This window comes from Mucilaginibacter xinganensis, assembly GCF_002257585.1.
Lineage (GTDB): Bacteria > Bacteroidota > Bacteroidia > Sphingobacteriales > Sphingobacteriaceae > Mucilaginibacter > Mucilaginibacter xinganensis.
The window spans coordinates 5,105,840-5,128,238 of the sequence record NZ_CP022743.1 but is presented as its reverse complement, the minus strand read 5'-3'; the positions used below and the strand labels follow the sequence as shown (position 1 = coordinate 5,128,238).

Sequence of the window (22,399 nt, the reverse complement as noted above, 5' to 3'; positions counted from 1 at the left end):
AATAGCAGAGAAAGAAGTATAATAAATGTCAGAAGACAAATCCATAAAATTATTTACAGCAGCAAAAGAGCTGAATATCGGTACAGGTACTATCGTTGACTTTTTGGCAACGAAAGGGTATAAGGTACAAAAACACCCTACTACCCTGCTTGATGGCGATATGTACGGCGCACTTTTGAAAGAATTTGCTGTAGATAAAATTATTAAGGAGGAAGCTAAGCAGATCAGTATCGGCAAGATACGGAAGGAAGAGCCTGTACAGTTTCCCGAAAAACCAGCAGAGAACCGCCGTTCGCGCGATTTTGAAAATGAAGAGATCCTTATTAAAGGTATCGGCAGTCATTACAACGCGCCGCCACAAACTGAAAAGCCAAAACCTGTTGAGCCGCCAAAGCAACCTGAAAAGGTCGAAGAGCAGCATAACGGTGTTTTGCCTGGCGTTAAGATAGTTGGCAAGATAGACCTTGATAACCTGAATGCTAAACCCGCACCGGTTGAAAAACCTGTTGCTAAAATAGCTGACGAGGTTGTTAAGTCAGAGCCAATAGCAGTTCCTGAACCACCCCAGCCAGAGCCGGTAAAAGAAGTTCAAAAGGAAGTAATTCCTGAAGTTCCTAAAGCTGAAGAGGTTAAGGTAGCTGAAGTTAAGGTGCCGGAGGTTAAGCCGGAGGAGGTTAAAAAGGAAGAGGCACCCGTTGTTGCTGCGCCGGTTGAACCCGTTGCAGTCGCAGTTGAGCCTGCTCCTGTAACTGAAGCACCTGTTGCAAGCGGTGAGCCGCAGGAACCGGAAGTGATTCGTGCAAAGGCCGAACGCTTAACAGGGCCTAACGTTATTGGTAAGATCCAGTTGCCGGTTAATGCGCCAAAACGCAACCCGGTAGCCTCGTCATCAAATACCAATAGTGCAGCAGACCATAAACGCAAACGAAAACGTAAAGATAACCAGGGACCAGGGTTTAATAACCAGGGAAGCCAGCAAAATAATACCGCCAGTCTCCCGCCAAATCCTCCGGGATCGCAGCAGGCGCACGGTGGTAATCGTCCGGATTTCAGGAACAGGGGTAACAACCCAGGTGCCGGCGGCCCTAACCAGGGTGGCGGCGGTAATCGTCCGGATTTCAGGAATAACCGTAATACAACACCAAGTACAGGTCCGAAGGAAGAACCTTCAGAAAAAGATATCCAGGATCAAATTAAGGCAACGTTAGCGCGCCTTAGTGGAGCCGGTAAATCGGGCAAGTTTGCTCAGCGTGCAAAATTCCGTCGTCAAAAACGTGATGATGTAGCTGCAACTGCCGAAGAACTGGCAATGGAGAATGAACTGCAATCAAAAGTATTAAAGGTTACAGAGTTTGTAACTGCTAATGAGTTGGCCTCTATGATGGATGTATCTGTAACGCAGATTATATCTACCTGTATGAGCCTGGGCATGTTCGTTTCCATTAACCAAAGGCTTGATGCGGAAACACTGAGCATTGTTGCCGATGAATTTGGTTACCAGATTGAATTTGTAAAACCACAGGATGAGGAAGGCAGTCTTGACCAGCCGGATGATCCGGAAGATTTGGTTCCAAGGGCACCGATCGTTACCATTATGGGTCACGTTGACCACGGTAAAACATCATTGCTCGATTTTATCCGTAAAACCAACGTTATAGGCGGCGAGGCCGGGGGGATTACCCAGCACATTGGCGCTTATGAGGTAACTTTGCCAGATGATAAAGGAAAAATAACATTCTTGGATACACCGGGTCACGAGGCGTTTACCGCTATGCGTGCCAGGGGAGCCCAGGTAACAGATATTGTAATTATAGTAATTGCAGCCGATGACAGCGTGATGCCGCAAACCCGTGAGGCCATAAACCACGCGCAGGCAGCCGGTGCGCCAATCATCTTTGCTTTCAATAAAATTGACAAACCAGGTGCAAACGCGGATAAGGTGCGCGAGCAATTATCAGCAATGAATATTTTGGTTGAAGAATGGGGCGGTAAATACCAGTCGCAGGAAATTTCAGCTAAAACCGGTTTAAATGTTGACCTGTTGTTAGAGAAAGTATTACTTGAAGCGGAGTTGCTTGAACTTAAAGCTAACCCGAATAAACGTGCAGTAGGTACGGTTATAGAGGCTGCTTTAGATAAAGGCCGTGGTATTGTTACTACTATATTGGTACAGGCTGGAAGGTTAAAAGTGGGAGACCCTATACTTGCAGGCTGTTACAGCGGGCGCGTTAAGGCGTTAACCAACGAACGCGGACAACGCGTTGAATCTGCAGGCCCGTCAACACCGGTACAGGTGTTGGGTATGCAGGGGGCACCAACCGCCGGTGATAAATTTAACGTACTTGAAAGTGAAGTGGAAGCCCGTGAAATTGCGAACAAACGTTTACAATTACAACGCGAGCAAGGGTTACGTACACAAAAACACATTACACTTGATGAAATTGGCCGCCGTTTGGCAGTTGGTAACTTTAAGGAACTTAATATTATTGTTAAGGGTGATGTGGATGGATCAATTGAAGCATTGTCGGATTCGTTATTGAAACTTTCAACCGAACAGATCCAGGTTAACGTGATTTCGAAGGCTGTAGGTCAAATCTCTGAATCAGATGTGTTATTGGCATCGGCTTCTGATGCGATTATTATCGGCTTTCAGGTTCGTCCTTCCGGTGGTGCCCGTAAGCTTGCCGAGGCAGAGCAGATAGACATCAGGCTTTACTCGATCATTTACGACGCGATAAATGAAATTAAGGCTGCAATGGAAGGAATGCTTGCACCAACTTTTGAAGAGAAGATTGTTGCGAATGTTGAGATCCGTGAAACGTTCAAGATCAGTAAGGTGGGCACTATTGCCGGCTGTATGGTTCTTGATGGTAAGATTACACGTAACAGCAAGATCCGCATTGTTCGCGAAGGTGTTGTAATTTATACAGGTGAACTTGCTTCTTTAAAACGCTTTAAAGATGACGTTAAAGAGGTTTCGGCCAATTACGAGTGCGGTTTAAATATCCAGAACTTTAATAACATTGAAGTTGGCGATATTGTTGAAGCCTACGAGAACGTAGAAGTTAAGCGTAAGCTGTAATTTAAAATACTATAACTGAAAGCCCTGTAATTTTATTGCAGGGCTTTTTTATTGGATGGTATTTTTATTAAAACAGTTTAAATACCCGGTAAACCCGGGTGAGGCGCCATGCATTAATAGTTCAATGTCCAACTATCCCGCCCGCCCCGAAAATCTATAAAATACAATCTTCGTTTGTAACATTGTTATAACAATGGCCGTAACTATAGTGTTGGTTGACTAAGATTTTAAACTATAATTATAGTTTTTTTGAAATTTCCAATTTAACTGTTTGTTTATTAAGATAATCTGGCGTAAATTTCAACTTTAACCATTAAACCACTATAACCTAAATTCATGAACAAACTTACCAGCCTGTTTTTAGCAGTATTGGCTTTTTGCGTATTTTTTTGCCAAAATGTGTGTGCACAAGTCGCTTTGGGCGATAGCAGTTCGCAGCAAAATGCCTTAAACAATGCGGTAAATCTTTTTAAAACCTCATTAGGCAATCAACAAGCTATTTATACAGGTCCTGAATACTATTTCTATGATCCGCATATAAAGGGCAATGCTTATTTTAAGGAAGTAAATGGATTTACAAAAGGCTCAATTTATTACGATGGTAGTTTATATAACAACATATCAATGTTGTATGACCTAAATATTGACCAAGTTGTGATTTTGCTTCCTAGTCATGTCTCCAAATTTTCAGTTATAAAAGAGCGTGTAAAAAGCTTTGACTTTTTAGGGAATCACTTTGTAAATATCAATGCTGACTCCGTGAGCAACAACACGATATTAAAATCAGGGTATTATAACCAGTTATATAATGGCAAATGTGAGGTGCTGGGCAAATATTCAAAAAGTATCCAAACCACCACGAGCAGTATTTCAGGGCTGGAGAATTATTTCAGCTTATCAAAAGACTATTACATTAAGAAAGATAACATTTATCGCAGTGTAGGCGGGCAGGGTGCTTTGCTTGATATCCTGAAAGATAAAAAGAAGGAGTTAAAGAAATATATTAAGACCAACAATATAGTGTACCGCGACAACCCCGAAGAAGCGATGGTAAAAATAGCAGCTTATTACGACCAATTATCAAATTAATATGAGAAAAATTTACCTCGCAAGTATTTGCTTCCTGGTTTTTTTACAAGCATTGTCGGCGCAGCAGCGGAATACAAAGGTGTTTAGTGTAAACTTTCAGCAGGCAACCATTGCCCAGGTTGTGAATGAGCTGGAGTCAAAAAGTACTTATCATTTTTACTATGATCCGATGCAATTTGACAGCCTGAGGGTTACCCTTCAACTGGCTGACAAGCCACTTGAAAATATATTAGACCAGGCCTTTAAAAATACAAATTTTGTATATGCTGTTAACCAGCAGCAGGTTTTCTTAACCAGGGGGCGGCAAATAAAAAATGAACTGGCAATGGGATACTCCCGGGTGCAGACAAATACACAATCGCCGCAAACTGAGCCGGTTGCCGATTATACAGCAGAGGCGGATAAGAAAGTTCCCGACGCCACCACCGAGAACAAACTTTATGAAATAGGTATAAAAACCAATAATATAAAACCGGGCAAATCAATATTGAGTGGATATATCAGGGATATCAAGTCGGGCGAGGCCGTTACCGGGGCAAGTATATATGTCGCTAATACAAAAACAGGCGCAGCTACAGATCAGTTTGGATATTTCTCGATAACGCTGCCGCGCGGAAGGCAAACGCTGCTGGTGAGGGGGCTGGGAATGCGCGATAGCAGGCGGCAGATTATCCTTTATTCCGACGGCAAGCTGAACATTGAGATGCAGGAACAGATCAACAGTTTAAAGGAAGTTAAGATCTCTGCAGATAAAGTGGCAAACGTGCGGAGTACCGATTTAGGGGTAACGAGGCTTGATATCAAGAATATTAAACAAATCCCCACAGCATTTGGGGAGGCTGATGTGTTAAAAGTTGTATTAACGCTGCCGGGGGTAACATCAGTAGGCGAAGCTACTACCGGGTTTAACGTTAGGGGTGGGGCTGCCGATCAGAATTTGATATTGCTTGATGGGAATACCATTTATAATCCGGCACACTTTTTTGGCTTTTTTGCCGCCTTTAACCCCGATATTGTGAAGGATATAGAGCTTTATAAAAGCAGTATTCCTGAAAAATTCGGCGGACGCTTATCGTCAGTGCTGGATATTACCAACAGGGAGGGAAACAAAAAGAAGTTTACCGGATCAGCAGGGATTGGTCTGCTCACCAGCAGGTTAAATGTAGAGGGACCGCTAATTAAAGATAAAACTTCGTTTATCTTTGGTGGGCGTACTACCTACTCCGACTGGCTGCTGAAGTTGCTGCCTGAATCGTATAAGCATAGCCAGGCATCTTTTTATGATTTTAATTTGGGCATCAGTCATCAAATTAATGAAAAAAACAACCTGTATCTGAGCGGCTACCTGAGCCAGGATAAGTTTAAGCTGAATAGCGATACCGCTTATTCCTACAGTAACCGTAACATTAATCTAAAATGGAAGCATAATTTCAACAATAAGTTATACAGCTTAATATCTGCCGGTATTGACAGGTACCAGTATGATGTGTCGAGCAGTGCAAACCCTGTTAATGCTTACGACCTGGGATTCAAGGTCAACCAGTCAAACTTCAAAACAGACTTTACGTACTACCTAAGCAATAAACATACTTTAAACTTTGGCTTAAGTTCAATCCTTTATAAAATTAACCCTGGTACATTTGAGCCCAATGGGCCAAAGTCGTTGATATTACCAGATGCGGTACCTGCCGAGAAAGCTTTGGAAAGCGCTTTATATTTAGGTGATAAATATGATGTTTCAGATAATTTAACCATTAGTGCCGGCGTAAGGTTTAATATTTATAATTACCTGGGCCCGCAAACGGTGAACAACTACGCGCCTGAGTTGCCAAGAGAACCCGCCAATATACTTGACAGTACAAAATACGGAAGCGGTAGTTTTATTAAAACCTATATGGCACCCGATATCAGGGTTTCGGCCCGGTACTTGTTAAGCGATAATTTATCAATAAAAGCAGGTTATAATACGCTGCATCAATATATTCACCTGTTATCAAATTCAACTTCAATATCGCCAACAGATATTTATAAGTTAAGTGACCCTAACATTAAGCCCGAACATGGCGACCAGGTATCATTGGGACTTTTCAAGAATGCCAGCGCTAATACCATTGAAATGTCGGTAGAGGTGTATTACAAAAGGTTGAGGAATTATCTTGACTATAAAAGTGGTGCGGTACTGCTGTTGAACCATCACATTGAACAGGATGTAATTAATACAGAGGGCAAGGCATACGGAGCTGAGTTTTTACTTAAAAAAACAGCTGGTAAATTAAATGGCTGGGTAAGCTATACCTATTCGCGTACTTTCCTGCGGCAGGATGACCCATATGCCGGGGAGTTTATAAACAGCGGGAAATACTATTCTGCCAATTACGACAAGCCACATTCCGTTAATTTTAATGGCAATTACCGCTTTACACATCGCTACAGTGTTTCGTTTGATGTTTCATACAGTACAGGCAGGCCTATAACACTGCCAATTGCCAAATATGAATATGCGGGATCGGAACGGGTGTTTTACTCAGACCGGAATGTGTACCGAATCCCGGATTACTTCAGGTCTGATTTTTCGATAATTATTGAAGGAAACCACAAGGTGCACCAGTTAACCCATAATTCATGGACCATTGGTGTTTATAACATAACGGGGAGGCAAAATGCGTATTCCACATTTTTTACAGAGCAAAGCGGCGTGATCAGTGGTTATAAACTCTCGATTTTTGCCGCGCCAATTCCATTTATTAACTATAACATAAGGTTTTGATAGGATGAAATACCAAAACTTTTATATTGTCTTTTACGCATCTGTAGTGTTGGTGTTGAGCTGTAAAAAGCCATATTCACCACCGGTTACTGACACGGCCAACAATTACCTCGTTGTGGAAGGCTTTATAAATAGCGGTGCAGATTCAACCATGATAAAACTAAACCGCACAGTTAAACTTTCGGGTAATGTCAATGTAAACCCTGAACTAAATGCTGTAGTAACAGTTGAAGGGGATGATAATACCACATCCGCTTTGAGAGAAATGCCCAACGGGGTGTATGTATCGGCAGGTTTAAACCTTAACACAACGCATAAATACCGTTTAAGAATAAAAGCTGCCGGTGGCAGAGAATACCTGTCGGATTTTGTACCTGTGGTAAAAGCCCCACCAATTGACAGTATCACCTACAAAGTACAAAGTGACGGTGTAGATATCAATTTAAATACCCATGACGTGGTTACCAACACGCGCTATTACAGGTGGGAGTATGACGAAACCTGGATATTTGTATCAGCTTTTCAATCAGAATACAAATCAAATGGAGATACAGTTTTGCGGCGCGATTTAATAAACGATGAAATTTACACCTGCTGGCGAACCGAACACTCAACTGTGATTACGTTGGGGTCGTCCGCTAAATTATCAGCAAATTTGATCAGCGACGGGCCCATCACTTTTATATCCCGCCACTCTGAAAAAATAAAGCATAAGTACAGTATTTTAATAAGGCAATATGCTTTGACGAAAGAAGCTTATGATTTTTGGCAGATACTTAAAAAGAATACCGAGCAGCTGGGAAGTATTTTTGACGCACAGCCGTCGCAGTTAAAAGGCAATATTCATGCCGTTGATAACGCGCTTGAGCCGGTGATCGGCTTTGTAAGTATAGGTAGCTTTTCGGTGAAACGAGCTTTTGTTGACCAGAGGAATCTGCCTGCCTGGATTGATCCGGACGACAGCGGCTGTAAGGTTAATGCCTATTTGTACGAATATAGGGACCCGGTTACAGGAACGACTGTTAACCAGGTTGATCAATACATTAATTTTAATAAAGCCACGCGCGGGCCTATAATACCGGTTGAAGGAATTCAGCCGCCGGGGGCACCTAAACTTCAGGGTTTTTCAGGCTCGACACCTGAATGTGTTGATTGCACACTGCGGGGCACAAATAAACAACCAGGCTTTTGGCAATGAAACGATATATGAAAAATTGGAAGATATTATTAGCAGGAATCATACTATCTGTGGGGTGTAAAAAGCCATATAACCCACAGGTTATAAACTCGCCTAAAAGTTACCTGGTGGTTGAAGGGGTTATTAACACGAATGATGTAAGCACCATTAAAGTAAGCAAAACGGTTAATCTAACCAGTAGTGTAACAACTAACCCTGTACAGGCTGCCCTGACCATTGAATGTGATAACGGCAATAGTTACAGTTTAACCGAAATTAATGAGGGTGTGTACCAATTATCAGGCGTGATACTGGATAATACCCGCAAATTCAGGCTGCGGATTACAACAATTGATGACCATAAACAGTACCTTTCTGACTACGAACAGGCAAAGACCGCGCCGCCTATTGATAGTATTGGCTTTATTGTGGGGAACAATAAGCTCCAGCTTTATGCCAATACACATGACGCAAATAACGCGACACACTACTATCGCTTTGATTACGTGGAAACTTGGAAGTTCCATTCAAAATATGATTCAGGGTATATTTCTGATGGCTCAGCTATCGTTCCGCGTACCGCAGATCAGCAGATTTATTTTTGCTTTGCAAACAATGCATCAAGCACCATCCTTTTAGGATCATCGGCTAAATTAACGCAAGATGTGATCTTCCAGGCGCCGCTAACTTCCGTTGAGTCAACCTCTGAGAAAATTGAATTAAGATACAGCATACTTGTTCATGAATATGCCCTAACAGAGAAAGCGTACAAATTTTGGGATAACCTGAAAAAGAATACTGAACAATTAGGAAGTATTTTTGATGCGGAGCCAACCCAGCTTATTGGGAATATACATAACACTGCAGACGCAGCGGAGCCGGTTATTGGCTATATAAGCGCAGGCACTGTTACGTCGAAACGGATATTTATTTCCAGCGAACAGCTACCGCAAACATGGTTGCCGGCTTACCCTTATGATTGTGCGCTGGATTCAGCATGGTACGATAATCCTAAAAGCCATTTAAACCAGGTTGCAGCCTATTTGATTCCCCGGATAGAAATACCGGTGACCCCATACTTTGCAAACGGGAGTATATCGCCGGTTGGTTACCTGGCAACGGGAATTGAGTGCGTTGACTGTACGCTTAGGGGCAGCAAGCAACAGCCGGTATTTTGGAAATAGTAGTAATTAAATGTAGCTGTGTGGGCAAATGTCAGCCTGATTCAGCGTAATAATAAGCTTGTTTTTTGAACAATAAATTATTTAATAATGATAAAACCTATACAGTCAATTAAGGCTATGCTGTTAACTTCGGCACTTTTGCTGCTGATGTTAAACAGCAGGGCGCAAGTTATACAGGAAGTGCAAAATAGCTTTAATGCCTATAAGCAAACTGCCTTACAGGAGAAAGTATTTGTTCATACCGATAAAAGCACTTATTTGCCGGGCGAAATTATATGGTTTAAAATTTATTGCGTTGACGGTAATGACCATAAGCCTTTAAACTTGAGTAAAGTGGTGTACGTGGAGGTTTTGGATAACAGCCAGAACCCTATAGCCCAGGCCAAAATTGCTGTTAAATATGGCGTTGGCGACGGCTCTATCTATGTACCTGTTACTGTAAATAGCGGGAATTATAAAATAAGGGCTTATACGAGCTGGATGAAGAATTTTAGCCCGGATTATTATTTTGAGAAAAAGATAACATTGCTTAATCCACTAAAATCACCTGAAAACCTGGGGAAAGATAACGCAAATAGCTACGAGATAGGCTTTTTTCCGGAAGGCGGCAACTTAGTTAGCGGAATTGAGAGTAAGGTTGCTTTTAAAGCGGTTGGCAAAAATGGTCATGGTGTGGCTGTTACAGGCGCAATAGTTAATAATGTTAACGATACTGTAGCAAGGTTTAAGGCATTGAAATTTGGGATGGGCAGTTTTTCATTCACTCCAGCCGCCAACAATACCTACAAAGCCATTATAAAATTCAATGGGGCTTCAGCAACAAAAAGCCTGCCTGAGGTTAACAGCCAGGGATATGTAATGAAACTTACTGACAAAGGTGATCAACTGGAAGTAACTGTAAAGGGAGCCGATGGCAATGTTTATCTTTTTGCCCACACGCGGCAGGTAGTGAAAGCCGCTGAAAGCATGACCATTAATAACGGCATGGCCCGTTTTATGGTGAATAAGAGTTTGCTTGGTGATGGTATTTCAAGCATCACCATATTTAACAGTGCCAAACAAGCGGTTTGTGAACGTTTGTATTTTAAGCGCCCGCCTCAAAAGCTTTTTATCGATGCCGGGTCCGATCAGCAGCAATATGCTTTGCGTAAAAAGGTTAACGTAAACGTTTCGCCAAAAGACCAGGCGGGTAAGCCGGTTTATGCGAATATGTCAATGGCGGTTTACCGTATTGATTCGTTACAGGACATTGATCGCAGTAATATTTTTGACTACTTATGGCTTGGGTCTGATTTGAAGGGAAACATAGAATCAGCAGATTACTATTTGAAAAACACAAACGCCGAAGCTGATGAAGCGTTGGATAACCTGATGCTCACCCAGGGCTGGCGCAGGTTTGATTGGAACCGGGTGCTTGAAAATAAACCGTTGGAGTTTAATTATTTACCCGAGTATAACGGACATATTGTTACCGCAAAAATCACCAATACGTTAACCAATACCCCGGCTGCGGGCATAATGACCTATATTGGTGTACCCGGTAAAAGAGTACAGGTATATGCGTCCCAGAGTGATTCGCTGGGCCATTTATTGTATAGTACAAAGGACTTTTACGGCCCGGGCGAAATAGTAGCGCAAACCAATACCACGTTGGATACTACTTACCGGATAGACGTGCAGAGCCCGTTTTCGGAGCAGTATTCAAAAGTAACGTTACCGAAATTTGAATTTTTGAACGGTTCGCAAAGCGCACTGCAGGCACATAGTGTAGGTGTGCAGGTGCTTAATATCTATTCAGCCAATAATCTAAAGCGTTTTTTCACGCCGGTAGTTGATAGCAGCGCATTTTACGGCAAGCCGTATAAGACCTATAAACTGGATGATTTTACCCGTTTTACCACCATGGAGGAAGACCTGCGCGAATATGTATCCGAAGATAATATCGTACGGTCGAAAGGTAAATTTCATATAAAAGTGCTTAATGATCATGGCTTTTTAGATGGCGATCCGCTGGTGCTGATTGACGGGGTTCCCGTGTTCGACGTCAATAAAATATTTACTGTTGATCCCTTAAAAGTGAGAAAATTAGAAGTTATCCGGGACCGGTTTTACTATGGGCAATCAGCACATGAGGGCATCTTTAGCTTTACTACTTACAAAGGCGACCTTGGCGGCGTTGAACTTGACCCCAAAGCTGTTGTGATTGATTATGAAGGGCTGCAGTTGCACAGGCAATTTTATTCGCCGGTTTATGATTCTGAAACGCAGGCTGCCAGCAGGATCCCCGATTTCAGGAACCTTTTGTTTTGGGCACCATCCGTAAACAATGGGGGTAAGCTGTCATTTTACACATCAGACCAGGCCGGTAAATATGTCGGTGTTGTGCAGGGAATTACCGCTAACGGCGATGCCGGAAGTCAGTACTTTACATTTGAAGTTAAGTAGAACAAGTTTTTTGATTGACGGTATTTAAGCGCATCACTGTAAATTAGCGGAAAGAATACATCTTATGAAAGTAAAGAGCTTGTTTATAATTATTGGCTCCTGTTTGGTGCAATATTGTTTTGCGCAGCCTGTACAGTATTTAAAGCCACAACCGCAACTGCTTAATACCATAAAAAAAAATTTTGCAGATGCAGCCCGGCAATATAAAGCTATAGGGGCCAATTTTCAGCCAGGTCAGTTTCCGCGGAGCTATGATCCTGCGGCCGGTAAATTAATTACCAGCAATTCTGGCTGGTGGTGCAGTGGGTTTTATGCCGGAACTTTATTAAACCTGTATGAGCAGGAGCATGATCCGGCTTTACTAACCGAAGCAAACCGGTCAATGGATAGTTTGGCGAAAGAGCAATACAACACACATACGCACGATTTGGGCTTTATGATGTATTGCAGTTTTGGTAATGCATACAGACTAGATCCCAAGCCCGGCTACAGGCAGATCCTGCTTAATAGTGCTAAATCATTGGCAAGTCGCTTTAATCCTAAAACCGGCTGTATTAAGTCATGGGACTCAAAGCCTTCTGATTTTTTAGTGATCATTGATAACATGATGAACCTTGAGCTGCTTTTTTGGGCAACAAAGGAGACCGGCGATTCCACCTTTTATAAAATTGCGGTAACACATGCCAATACCACCATGAAAAACCATTACCGGGCTGATTACAGCTCTTATCACGTGGTAAACTACAATGCGCAAACCGGCGAAGTGTTGCAGCGTAAAACAGCGCAGGGCTACGCCGATGAATCTGCATGGGTGCGCGGTCAAACCTGGGGGCTTTATGGCTTCACGGTAATGTACCGTGAAACAAAAGATAAGAGGTACCTGCAGCAGGCACAGCATATCGCGGGGTTCATCTTAAACAACCCCAATCTGCCGCCCAATAAAATTCCATATTGGGATTTTAATGCACCCAATATTCCCAATGCTTTGCGCGACGCATCCGCCGGTGCTATTATGGCGTCCGCTTTACTGGAGCTATGTCGCTATACTGATAAAAGAGAGGCCATAAGCTATTTTAACGCTGCGCAAACCATTTTAAGGACCTTATCATCCCCCGAGTACCTGGCAGTACCGGGCGCCAATGGCGGTTTTATTTTGATGCACAGCGTTGGGCATTTTCCGCAAAAAAGTGAAATAGACGTGCCGCTAACATATGCCGATTACTATTTTGTGGAGGCAATGAAAAGATACCAGCAATTTTCGGATAAATGAAACATTGGATTGTAGTCGTCTCTTTTTTTAGTTTATTGGGCTTATGCGGCAGCGCAAATGCACAAAAGGTTACGCTCGACTATTACTTTAACCATGAAGTTCACAAAGGCGCTTCGGGTAACACGGAGCGGTTCCATTATTTGTGGGATGAAAAGGGAAATTCCGGGTTTTCGGTATTTGGCGATGCATTTAAAAAGACAAGAGCAACGCTTGATACGTTGGGTGCCCCGCCAACAACCGCCAACTTAAAAGGTACTGCCATATATATTATTGTTGACCCGGATACAAAAAAGGAAAGCCCGAATCCCAATTATATCAATCGAGATGACATCAATGAAATTGCAGCCTGGGTAAAAAAAGGAGGTGTATTATTAATGATGGCCAACGACAGCGCCAATGTGGAGTTGCCGCATTTTAATAACCTGGCTGGCAAATTCGGGATGCATTTTAACGATGACCTGCAAAACCACGTAACAGACGACAATCATTTTGAAGAAGGTGCCGTTGTTACAGCAGGCAACCCTATGTTTAAAACGGCAAGCAAAATATTTATGAAGGATGTCTGCTCCATAAGTCTGACAGGCCCGACTGGGGCTGCACTTAAAAACAGCGGCGGCGCAGTAATAATCGCTACAACAAAATATGGCAAAGGCACAGTGGTTGCCGTGGGCGACCCCTGGTTATATAATGAATATACAAATGGACGCCTGCCCGCAGGTTTCGAAAATGATAAAGCGGCGAACGATATAGTGGCCTGGTTGATAAAGCAGGTAAAAAAATAAGGTTGTCGGGTCGTTGATCCGGCAACCTTATTATATCGTTTTTGCGCTTTAAAAGACCCGCTTGTTGATTATTTATGCCTTAACAGGGAAGCTGCCGCTTCATCCAAAAACCATTGGATATCGCCAACTATTGGCTCAATCAGCTGGGCCGGATATTCTTCAATATCTTCATCATCTTCTATAACATGGTGTACAGCAATCGCTTTCCCTTCGCCATATACTAAAAAGGCAATGTTTTGTGCCTCGTTAATTAAAGGTGCATTAAGCGTAATGCGGTAAACCTGCTGATCCTGTAAAAAAACTTCACTTACACCGGGAACCCTATCGTGTAATACCGGCGTGTGTGGGAATAGAGAGGCTGTATGAGAATTATCCCCCAGTCCGAGTAGGATCAGGTCGAAGCTTTGTTCATCTTCATCAAAAAACTCCTCAATTTCCTCCTGGTATTTTTTTGCAGCTTCCTTAGGTTCAAGGCTGGTATCAACCGGGAAAATGTTTGCAGGTTCAATCATTAATGGCGCAAATAAGGCTTTTTTTGCCATCAGGTAATTGCTATCCGGGTGATCCTGCGGAACATTGCGTTCGTCGCCAAAAAAGAAATATACTTTTTCCCATTCCACCTGGTCGTGGTAGGATGTGGCCAGCAATTCATAAAGCTTTTTAGGCGAACTGCCGCCTGAAAGCGCAACTGAGAACTTCTTGTTCTTTTTGATAGCCTCGTTGGCCAGGATCACAAAATATTCTGCAAGTGCGGTCAGCACATCATCGGCAGTGTTGAAAACGTTTAGCATTTTTTATTAATTTATTAGCGTTTGGAGGTTAGAGCCTGGTTTGATCAGCTATTTTTTATAAAAAACAACTCATAGCCGGGCGCTAACCTCTGATTAACTATTTTTTTCCGTTAACGGGTATGGTAAACCATGTGAATCCGTCGCGGGCTATTAATGCCTCGGCAGCTTCAGGACCCCATGAGTCAGCAGAGTAATTTGGAAAATTAAGGCTCTTCTTATTTTGCCATGTGCTCAGGATCGGCATTACCAATTCCCACGCCGCTTCTACCTGGTCGCCACGCATAAACAATGTTTGATCACCCAGCATGGTATCCAATATCAGTGTTTCATAAGCTTCCGGGGCCTGGCTGGTATAAGTGCCTTTATAATCAAAAACCATATCAACCGTGTTTAAAACCATATCCAGTCCGGGGCGTTTAGCCTGTACTTGTAAACGGATACTCATTTCTGGCTGAATGCTTATGATGAGCCTGTTTTGTTGCCAGCTTTCGGCGGCTTCAGTAGGGAAGATCAAATGTGGAACATCCTTAAATTGTATGGTAATCACAGACGAAGACTGGTGCATTCTTTTACCGGTACGTAAGTAGAATGGAACACCCTGCCAGCGCCAATTATCAACAAAAAATTTAATGGCGGCAAACGTTTCTGTATTTGAATCAGGGTCAACTTTCGGCTCCTCACGGTAACCGGGAACTTCTTTGCCCTTCATCCATCCGCTGCCATACTGGCCTCTTACGGCAGAGTTTCGTACATCTTCAGGGCTGAATTTGCGCATGGCTTTCAATACGTCAACCTTGCGGTCGCGCACTTCATCAGCATTAAAGCTTACCGGTGGCTCCATAGCTACGTGGCACAGTAACTGTAGCAAATGGTTTTGGATCATATCGCGCATCGCGCCTGAGCCATCGTAGTAATCACCACGCTCCTCTACGCCCAGTTGCTCTGTAACCGAAATCTGCACGTGCTCAATATAGTTCCGGTTCCACAAAGGCTCCATTATAGAATTGGCAAAACGGAATGCCATAATGTTCTGCACAGTTTCTTTCCCCAGGTAATGATCAATGCGGTAGATCTGGCATTCATCAAAAATATTTGAAAGCAGGCTGTTGAGTTCTTTTGCGGTTTCCAGATCGTGGCCAAACGGTTTTTCTATAATGATCCGGACCCTCTTCTTATCTTCGGCCAGCTTGGCTTTTGATATATTGGCGGCTATAATAGGGAAGAAATTAGGCGATACTGCAAGGTAAAAAAGTACGTTTGATTTAGTCTTCCACTCTGCATTGTGTTTTTCAACACGCTTGCCAAATTCTTTATAAGTTTCAAAATCATTAATATCAGAAACCTGGTAATAGATGTTTTTTGAAAATTCTTCCCATTTCTTTTCATCGGCCTTGCCGCTGCGCGAAAACTGGTTGATATCATTATGCAGATTATCCCTGAACTGCTCGTCGGTAAACTTGGTGCGGCCTGTCCCGATAATTGAGAACTGGGCAGGCAGCCAGCCGTCTAAAAATAGATTATATAGGGCTGGTGCAATTTTCCGGGAATTTAAATCGCCGGTGCCACCAAAAATCACGAATATGGTAGGGTCTGATTTAATACTTGTGCTCATCTTAATAAAATTGTAATGGCTAATTAAGTAAAGTAAAATTAATCTTCGCTTTTGGGCGTCCACTGCGTATGGAACACGCCTTCTTTGCCAATAAGCTCGTAAGTATGCGCCCCGAAGTAATCACGCTGTGCCTGGGTTAAGTTCGATGGCATACGTTTGCTGCGGAACGCATCAAAATAACTTAATGACGACGCATAGGCCGGTGTTGCTACACCGGCAGCAACTGTAGCCGAAAGAACTGTTCTTGCGCCAGGTACGGCAGCTTTTATTAATTCTGCAACGCTGCTATCCAATAACAGATGGACCAGTTTGGCATCCTTTTGATAAGCGTTGAAAATGTCATTTAAAAATTCAGACCGGATGATACAACCACCGCGCCAGATTTTGGCGATATCTCCCAAATCGAGCTCGTATTTATATTCTGCCGAAGCCAGTGACAGCAGGTGCATACCCTGTGCATAACTAATGATCATGTTGAAATAAAATGCCTGCTCCAGTGCAATCAGGAACTCATCAGTATTAACGTCTAATTTAATTTCGTCCTTGCTGTAAATGTCGCCGGCCTGTACGCGTAGCGCCTTGTATTTCGACAAATCACGCATGGCCACCGCGGTATCAACTGTTGGAATTGGCGCTTGCAAGTCCATCGCTACCTGCGATGTCCATTTACCGGTGCCTTTTGCTTTAGCTTCGTCTTTAATGTCATCCAAAAGCAGGTGATCTGTTCCCGGCGCTTTGTATTTGAAAATATCTTTGGTAATATCCAGCAGGAATGATTTCAGCCTGCCTTCGTTCCATTTTGCAAATACTTCACCAATGGCTGCATTGTCAAGCTTTAAGCCTGTTTTCATTATCTCATAGGTTTCAGCTATTAGCTGCATAATACCATATTCGATACCATTGTGCACCATTTTAACAAAATGGCCGGATGCACCGGGGCCAATGTAAGTAACGCATGGCGCGCCATCAACTTTGGCGGCAATAGCTTCAAATATGGGTTTCATTACCGCGTAGGCGTCTTTATCGCCACCCGGCATCATGCTCGGGCCGCGACGCGCTCCCTCTTCACCGCCAGAAACACCCATGCCGAAGAAGTGCAACCCTTTAGCTTCGAGTTCCTCAACGCGGCGGTTGGTGTCAGTAAAGTGTGAGTTACCTCCGTCAATCAAAATATCACCTTTGTCCAGCAATGGCGTTAGTTCTTCAATCACGCTGTCAACAATTTTACCTGCCGGCACCAGCATCATGATGGCACGCGGAGTGGTAAGACTTTGAATAAATTCTTTAACATCGCCAAATCCTTTAACATTCTTCTCTTTTCCCTCATCATTCAGCGATGCTACTTTAGCGGCATCTTTATCATGCCCTGCAACAGCAAAGCCATGGTCGGCCATGTTAAGCAGCAAGCTGCGGCCCATGGTTCCAAGGCCTATCATGCCAAAAGCATATTTATCGGTAGTTGCACTCATTTTTTTTGGGGTTGATTTTCTTTTTTTAATTTTTCTAAGATCTTTTTTGTCGATTCGAAATCAGTATGCTGGTAAGCCTGGATGCCCATTTTTTTGGCAGCGTTTACAAACATTATCCTGTCGTCAAAATAAACACACTGGCTCGGCTGTGCCAAAGCAACACCCATCGCCAGGTTAAAGATACCCGGGTCTGGTTTGCGCATTTTAACCTCGCAGGAGGAGATAAAGGCATCAAACAATTCATGCAGTTTGAATTTTTTCACCCTGTAATCATTCAGTTCTTTGCCCTCGTTATTGATGGAGATGATGCGGAAGCCGCAATCTTTTTTCCACTCCTTTAGCCATTTAAGGGTATCAGGCAGTTCAACGCTCTGGCGGAAAATGAATTCTTTGAAGTCTTCGCGGGCAAAATCACGCGGATGGTTAAATACCACGGTATCCAGGTATTCGTCCAATGTAATACTGCCCATCTCATACACATTAAATATGAAAGTGTGGAGCTCTTTTACTTCTTCATAATCCAGGCCGAACTTTTCAGCCGCTTCCCTGCGCGCTTCGTGCCCCCAGCCATTAGTAAGCAAAACGCCCCCAATGTCAAAAAACAGAATTTTTACTGATGTTGCTTCCACGTTTATTTAAACTTTGCTTTTTTGATCTTCAATGGCTTGCAGCAGTTTTTCAAAAGGCTTATTGAATTTCTCAATGCCTTCGTCCTCTAATTGCTGGGTAAGTTTGTCGATGTCTATTCCGGCTGTTTTTAGTTTTTCTAAAATAGCAGTGGCGTTTTCCAAATCTTCTTCTAAAGTATTTGCTGCAACACCATGGTCGCGGAATGCTTCTATCGTTTCTAATGGAACGGTATCAACAGTTGCAGGGCCAATAAGGGCTTCAACGTATTTGGTATCTTTAAAAGCAGGGTTTTTGCTGCTTGTGCTGGCCCAAAGTAAACGTTGTGGCTGTGCGCCTTGTGCCGCCAGTTTTTCCCAGCGCGGGCCGCTGAATACCCTCTTATAAATTTCGTAAGCTTTTTTGGCTGATGCAATTGCAACTTCGCCTTTCAGCTCGCCTAAACCTTTTTCATCAAGCAATGGATCAACCAGCACATCGATACGGCTTAAAAAGAAACTTGCTACAGACGAGATATGGCCAATTTTGTGGCCTGCCGCCAAATGATCTTCCAGACCTGAAATGTAGGCTTCGGTAACTTCTTCATAACGCGGTAAACCAAACAGCAGGGTAACATTAATATTTATTCCTTTGCCAATTGATTCCCTGATGGCCTGTAAACCCGGTTTGGTACCAGGAATTTTGATCATCACGTTTTTGCGGTCAACTTTTTTCCAAAGCTCTTCGGCCTGTTTTGCAGTACCTTCGGCGTCAAGGGCCAAAAATGGCGATACTTCTAAACTCACGTAACCATCTACACTTTTCGAGTCGTTATAGACGCCTTCAAAAAGTTTGGCCGCATTTTGAATGTCGCTAATAGCTAAACCAAAAAACAATTCCTCATTGGTCTTGCTTTCTTTGGCCAATGTGCGGATATCATTGTCATAATCCGAGCTGCTGGTAATTGCCTTTTCAAAAATAGCCGGGTTTGAGGTTACCCCTCTTACACCATCTTCATCCACCAGTTTTTGTAATTTTCCTGATGAAATGATCGCGCGGTCAATAAAATCAAGCCAGATGCTTTGGCCAAAGCTGTGTATTTGTTTTACTTTATTAGTTTCCATTAGTGCGTTATTTTATAATAAATTACCTTACTCAAAATCGAGTGTTATTTGTCCTTGTTGCGACAATAAGCATACCACTTACGGTCAGTTTAATGTAGTATTAAACGGCTTAAGCCATTAAAATTTCCACGTTGTAATTGATGAATAACCCGCTTTCAATTACGCCTGTTATTGATTTTATCCTAAGTTCCATATCCGTTGAGATACTGTCAAACCAGGCGTCTACAACCAGGTTGCCATTTTCTGTAATCACAGGGCCGTCTTTGCCTTTGGCCGGTCGCAAAATAAGTTCCCTGGTCCCCAGTTTTTTCAATTCCCCCTCCACATGCAACAAAGCCTGCGGAAACACTTCAATCGGCACAGGGAACTTGCTCCCCAATTTATCTACCAGCTTCGAGTCGTCCACTATGATATAATTTACCGGGCTGCTGCTGATCAATAATTTCTCTTTGAACATTGCTCCGCCCCGGCCTTTTATCAAGCTGCGGTTTGGGTCCACCTCGTCGGCACCGTCAAACAGCCAGTCGGGCCGGTGCTCGTAAAGGCTGGTCATAGGTATCCCCAGGTTGGTTAACGCCATGCTGATTTCAACCGAAGTTGGAATTGCCTTAATGTTCAGGTTTTCCGCTTTTATTCTTTTCGCTATAGCAAACAGTGCCATAAAAACGGTTGAACCGGAACCAACACCCAGCACATCGCCATCCTTTACTTTTTCAGCAATTTTAGCGGCAACACGTTCCTTACCTTCTTTATTTATGATGGTATCAGACCAGTGCAGGTTGTTTATAAAATCACTTTGCCAGTTCATTTGCTATCTAAACTTTTTTTTTTAAGGCTTTTTTAGTGCTGGCGTATCGCCGGTCTTCTAAAAAATGACAGACTATAAAGTCTTACGCGTTCATAAACTGCTTCTTTACTTTTTATTTAATAGGCTAAACCTCACGGAGTTGTTTAAATTCCGTAAGGTTTGTTTGCTCAATATCTATTTTAACAGGGCCTTCGCTTTGGCCACCACGTTTTCAACCGTAAAGCCGAAGTGCTTGTATAGCTCTTCTGCCGGGGCCGATTCACCAAAGGTGGTCATACCCAGCATATCACCTTCATCGGTAGTGTATTTATGCCAGCCCATAGGGGATGCCATTTCAACTGCTAAACGTTTCCTGCTTGCTTTAGGAAATACAGATTCTTTGTAAGCGGCATCCTGTTTTTCAAACAGCTCCCAGCTTGGCATACTTACCACGCGGGTTGAAATACCGTCGGCTTCCAGTTGTTTCTGCGCGTCCATTATCAATGCAACTTCAGAACCTGTGGCCATCAGGATCAGGTCAGGGCCTTTGCTTCCTTCTGAAAGGATGTAAGCACCTTTTTCAAGATTAGATGCTTTGCCATATTTATCCTGGTCAAGAATAGGTAATCCCTGGCGGGTAAACACCAATACAACAGGGCCATCTTTATGCTCAACGGCAACACGCCATGCATGTGCAGTTTCGTTTGCGTCAGCCGGGCGGATAACTGTAATCCTTGGGATAGAACGTAAAGACGCCAGCTGCTCAACAGGCTGGTGGGTTGTACCATCTTCGCCTAAACCAATACTGTCATGCGTATAAACAAATATCGGGCTGATCTTCATAATGGAAGCCAGGCGGATTGGTGGCCGCATATATTCGGAGAACATGAGGAATGTTGCGCCAAAAGGAATAACCCCCTTTGTTAACGCCATGCCGTTCATTGCTGAGCCCATAGCATGCTCGCGGATACCGAAATGGAAATTGCGGCCTGCCCTGTTTTCAGAAGTGAATGAATCGTATTCTTTTAGGTTTGTTTCTGTTGATGGAGAAAGATCTGCCGAGCCGCCTATCAGGTTCGGTAGTTTTGCCGCAATAGCATTCAGCACTTTGCCTGATGCTTGTCGCGTTGCCATTTTAGGGTCAGAACCTTTAAATACCGGCAACGCATCTTTCCAGCCTTCAGGGAGGCGGCCGCTGCTTAATAGTTCATATTCTGCAGCTAACTCAGGATATTTCGCCTTGTAATCGCTGAATAATTTATTCCATTTTTCTTCAGTTCCGGCACCTTTTGCGCCCGCTTTATGGTAAAAGTCTAATACTTCAGCAGGTACGTTGAATGATTTTTCAGGATCAAATCCGAAGAAATTCTTAACCAGTTTTAACTCGTCAGCACCAAGCGGCGCACCATGTGAACCTGCAGTACCGGATTTGTTAGGGCTTCCATACGCTATTAACGAGCGAACCCTGATCAAGGATGGTTTTTGCGATTCGGATTTTGCATTTATGATAGCCAGTTCCAGCGCGTGGGTATCGTTAACGTCAGGAACTTCCTGTACGTGCCATCCATAGGCTCTGAAACGTGCGCTCACATCTTCGTTAAAGGTAATGTCAGTGCTGCCTTCAATAGAGATGTGGTTATCGTCATATAAATATATAAGGTTGCCTAATTCCAAATGGCCGGCCAGTGAAGCCGCTTCTGATGTTACACCTTCCATCATGTCGCCATCGCTGCAAATAACATATACTTTATAATCAAAAAGGTTAAAGCCAGGCTTGTTATAACGGGCTGCTAAATGCTTTTGAGCAATTGCAAAACCTACGCCATTGGCAAATCCCTGGCCCAGTGGGCCAGTTGTAACATCAATGCCGGGTGCCAGGCCATATTCAGGGTGGCCGGCAGTTTTGCTGTTCATCTGGCGGAAATTCTTTATATCATCTAAACTCAGGTCATATCCTGTTAAATACAAAAAGCTGTACTGCAGCATACAAGCGTGCCCAGCCGAAAGGATAAACCTGTCGCGGTTAGCCCAATCTGGGTTTTTAGGATTGTAATTCATGAACTTTGTCCAAAGCACATGGCCCATGGGCGCCAATGCCATTGCCGTTCCCGGGTGGCCTGAATTTGCTTTTTGTACTGCATCAGCAGATAAGATCCTTACCGTATCAATGGCAAGCGTTTCAATGTCCTGTGTATTTGAGCTCATTGTAGTGTA

Annotated in this window: 15 protein-coding genes; 8 read left to right on the top strand and 7 right to left on the bottom strand. The window is 43.3% G+C overall.

The genetic code is table 11. From position 1 onward, the window contains the following. The first annotated feature begins 25 nt into the window (after window positions 1–25). From infB to MuYL_RS22235, 8 genes are all read left to right on the top strand, one after another. Entirely contained in the window at window positions 26–3,082 is a 3,057-nt protein-coding gene (gene infB, locus MuYL_RS22270) for a translation initiation factor IF-2 (protein ID WP_094572647.1), read from the top strand. 336 nt (window positions 3,083–3,418) lie between these two features. Beyond that, window positions 3,419–4,171: a hypothetical protein gene (locus tag MuYL_RS22265; RefSeq protein ID WP_094572646.1), complete on the top strand. Its 753-nt coding sequence runs from the start codon at window positions 3,419–3,421 to the stop codon at window positions 4,169–4,171. A gap of 1 nt (window position 4,172) precedes the next feature. Continuing rightward, complete coding sequence (locus MuYL_RS22260; protein WP_094572645.1) at window positions 4,173–6,938, top strand: TonB-dependent receptor; 2,766 nt, start codon at window positions 4,173–4,175, stop codon at window positions 6,936–6,938. 4 nt (window positions 6,939–6,942) lie between these two features. Further along, entirely contained in the window at window positions 6,943–8,136 is a 1,194-nt protein-coding gene (locus tag MuYL_RS22255) for a DUF4249 domain-containing protein (protein WP_094572644.1), read from the top strand. 8 nt (window positions 8,137–8,144) lie between these two features. Next, window positions 8,145–9,299 (top strand): DUF4249 domain-containing protein, encoded by a 1,155-nt coding sequence (locus tag MuYL_RS22250; protein ID WP_157741055.1) that lies wholly within the window; start codon window positions 8,145–8,147, stop codon window positions 9,297–9,299. An 87-nt stretch (window positions 9,300–9,386) separates the two neighbouring features. Next, window positions 9,387–11,744, top strand: a complete 2,358-nt coding sequence (locus MuYL_RS22245) for a hypothetical protein (RefSeq protein ID WP_094572642.1) — start codon at window positions 9,387–9,389, stop codon at window positions 11,742–11,744. A gap of 64 nt (window positions 11,745–11,808) precedes the next feature. Further along, window positions 11,809–13,014 carry a glycoside hydrolase family protein gene (locus MuYL_RS22240; protein ID WP_094572641.1) on the top strand — a complete coding sequence of 402 codons (1,206 nt, stop codon included), beginning with the start codon at window positions 11,809–11,811 and terminating at the stop codon, window positions 13,012–13,014. Beyond that, window positions 13,011–13,796 carry a DUF4350 domain-containing protein gene (locus tag MuYL_RS22235; protein WP_094572640.1) on the top strand — a complete coding sequence of 262 codons (786 nt, stop codon included), beginning with the start codon at window positions 13,011–13,013 and terminating at the stop codon, window positions 13,794–13,796. Before MuYL_RS22240 ends, MuYL_RS22235 begins: the two co-directional genes overlap by 4 nt. A gap of 68 nt (window positions 13,797–13,864) precedes the next feature. On the opposite strand, the gene pgl is transcribed toward MuYL_RS22235, so the two are convergent. The 7 genes from pgl to tkt form a co-directional block, all read right to left on the bottom strand. Then, window positions 13,865–14,587: a 6-phosphogluconolactonase gene (pgl, locus tag MuYL_RS22230; protein ID WP_094572639.1), complete on the bottom strand. Its 723-nt coding sequence runs from the start codon at window positions 14,585–14,587 to the stop codon at window positions 13,865–13,867. A 97-nt stretch (window positions 14,588–14,684) separates the two neighbouring features. Then, the gene (zwf, locus tag MuYL_RS22225; protein ID WP_094572638.1) at window positions 14,685–16,199 is read right to left on the bottom strand and encodes a glucose-6-phosphate dehydrogenase; all 1,515 of its coding nucleotides are present in this window, start codon (window positions 16,197–16,199) and stop codon (window positions 14,685–14,687) included. A 38-nt stretch (window positions 16,200–16,237) separates the two neighbouring features. Next, window positions 16,238–17,668, bottom strand: a complete 1,431-nt coding sequence (gene gndA / locus MuYL_RS22220) for an NADP-dependent phosphogluconate dehydrogenase (RefSeq protein ID WP_094572637.1) — start codon at window positions 17,666–17,668, stop codon at window positions 16,238–16,240. Next, window positions 17,665–18,297, bottom strand: coding sequence for an HAD family hydrolase (locus tag MuYL_RS22215; RefSeq protein WP_094572636.1), 633 nt, complete (start codon window positions 18,295–18,297; stop codon window positions 17,665–17,667). Before MuYL_RS22215 ends, gndA begins: the two co-directional genes overlap by 4 nt. Before the next feature lie 6 nt (window positions 18,298–18,303). After that, the gene (tal, locus tag MuYL_RS22210; RefSeq protein WP_094572635.1) at window positions 18,304–19,398 is read right to left on the bottom strand and encodes a transaldolase; all 1,095 of its coding nucleotides are present in this window, start codon (window positions 19,396–19,398) and stop codon (window positions 18,304–18,306) included. Between the two features lie 109 nt (window positions 19,399–19,507). After that, on the bottom strand, window positions 19,508–20,206 hold the full coding sequence (gene rpiA / locus MuYL_RS22205) for a ribose 5-phosphate isomerase A (RefSeq protein ID WP_094572634.1): 699 nt from the start codon (window positions 20,204–20,206) through the stop codon (window positions 19,508–19,510). Window positions 20,207–20,380: 174 nt separating this feature from the next. Next, on the bottom strand, window positions 20,381–22,390 hold the full coding sequence (tkt, locus tag MuYL_RS22200; protein ID WP_094572633.1) for a transketolase: 2,010 nt from the start codon (window positions 22,388–22,390) through the stop codon (window positions 20,381–20,383). Between the last annotated feature and the right edge of the window lie 9 nt (window positions 22,391–22,399).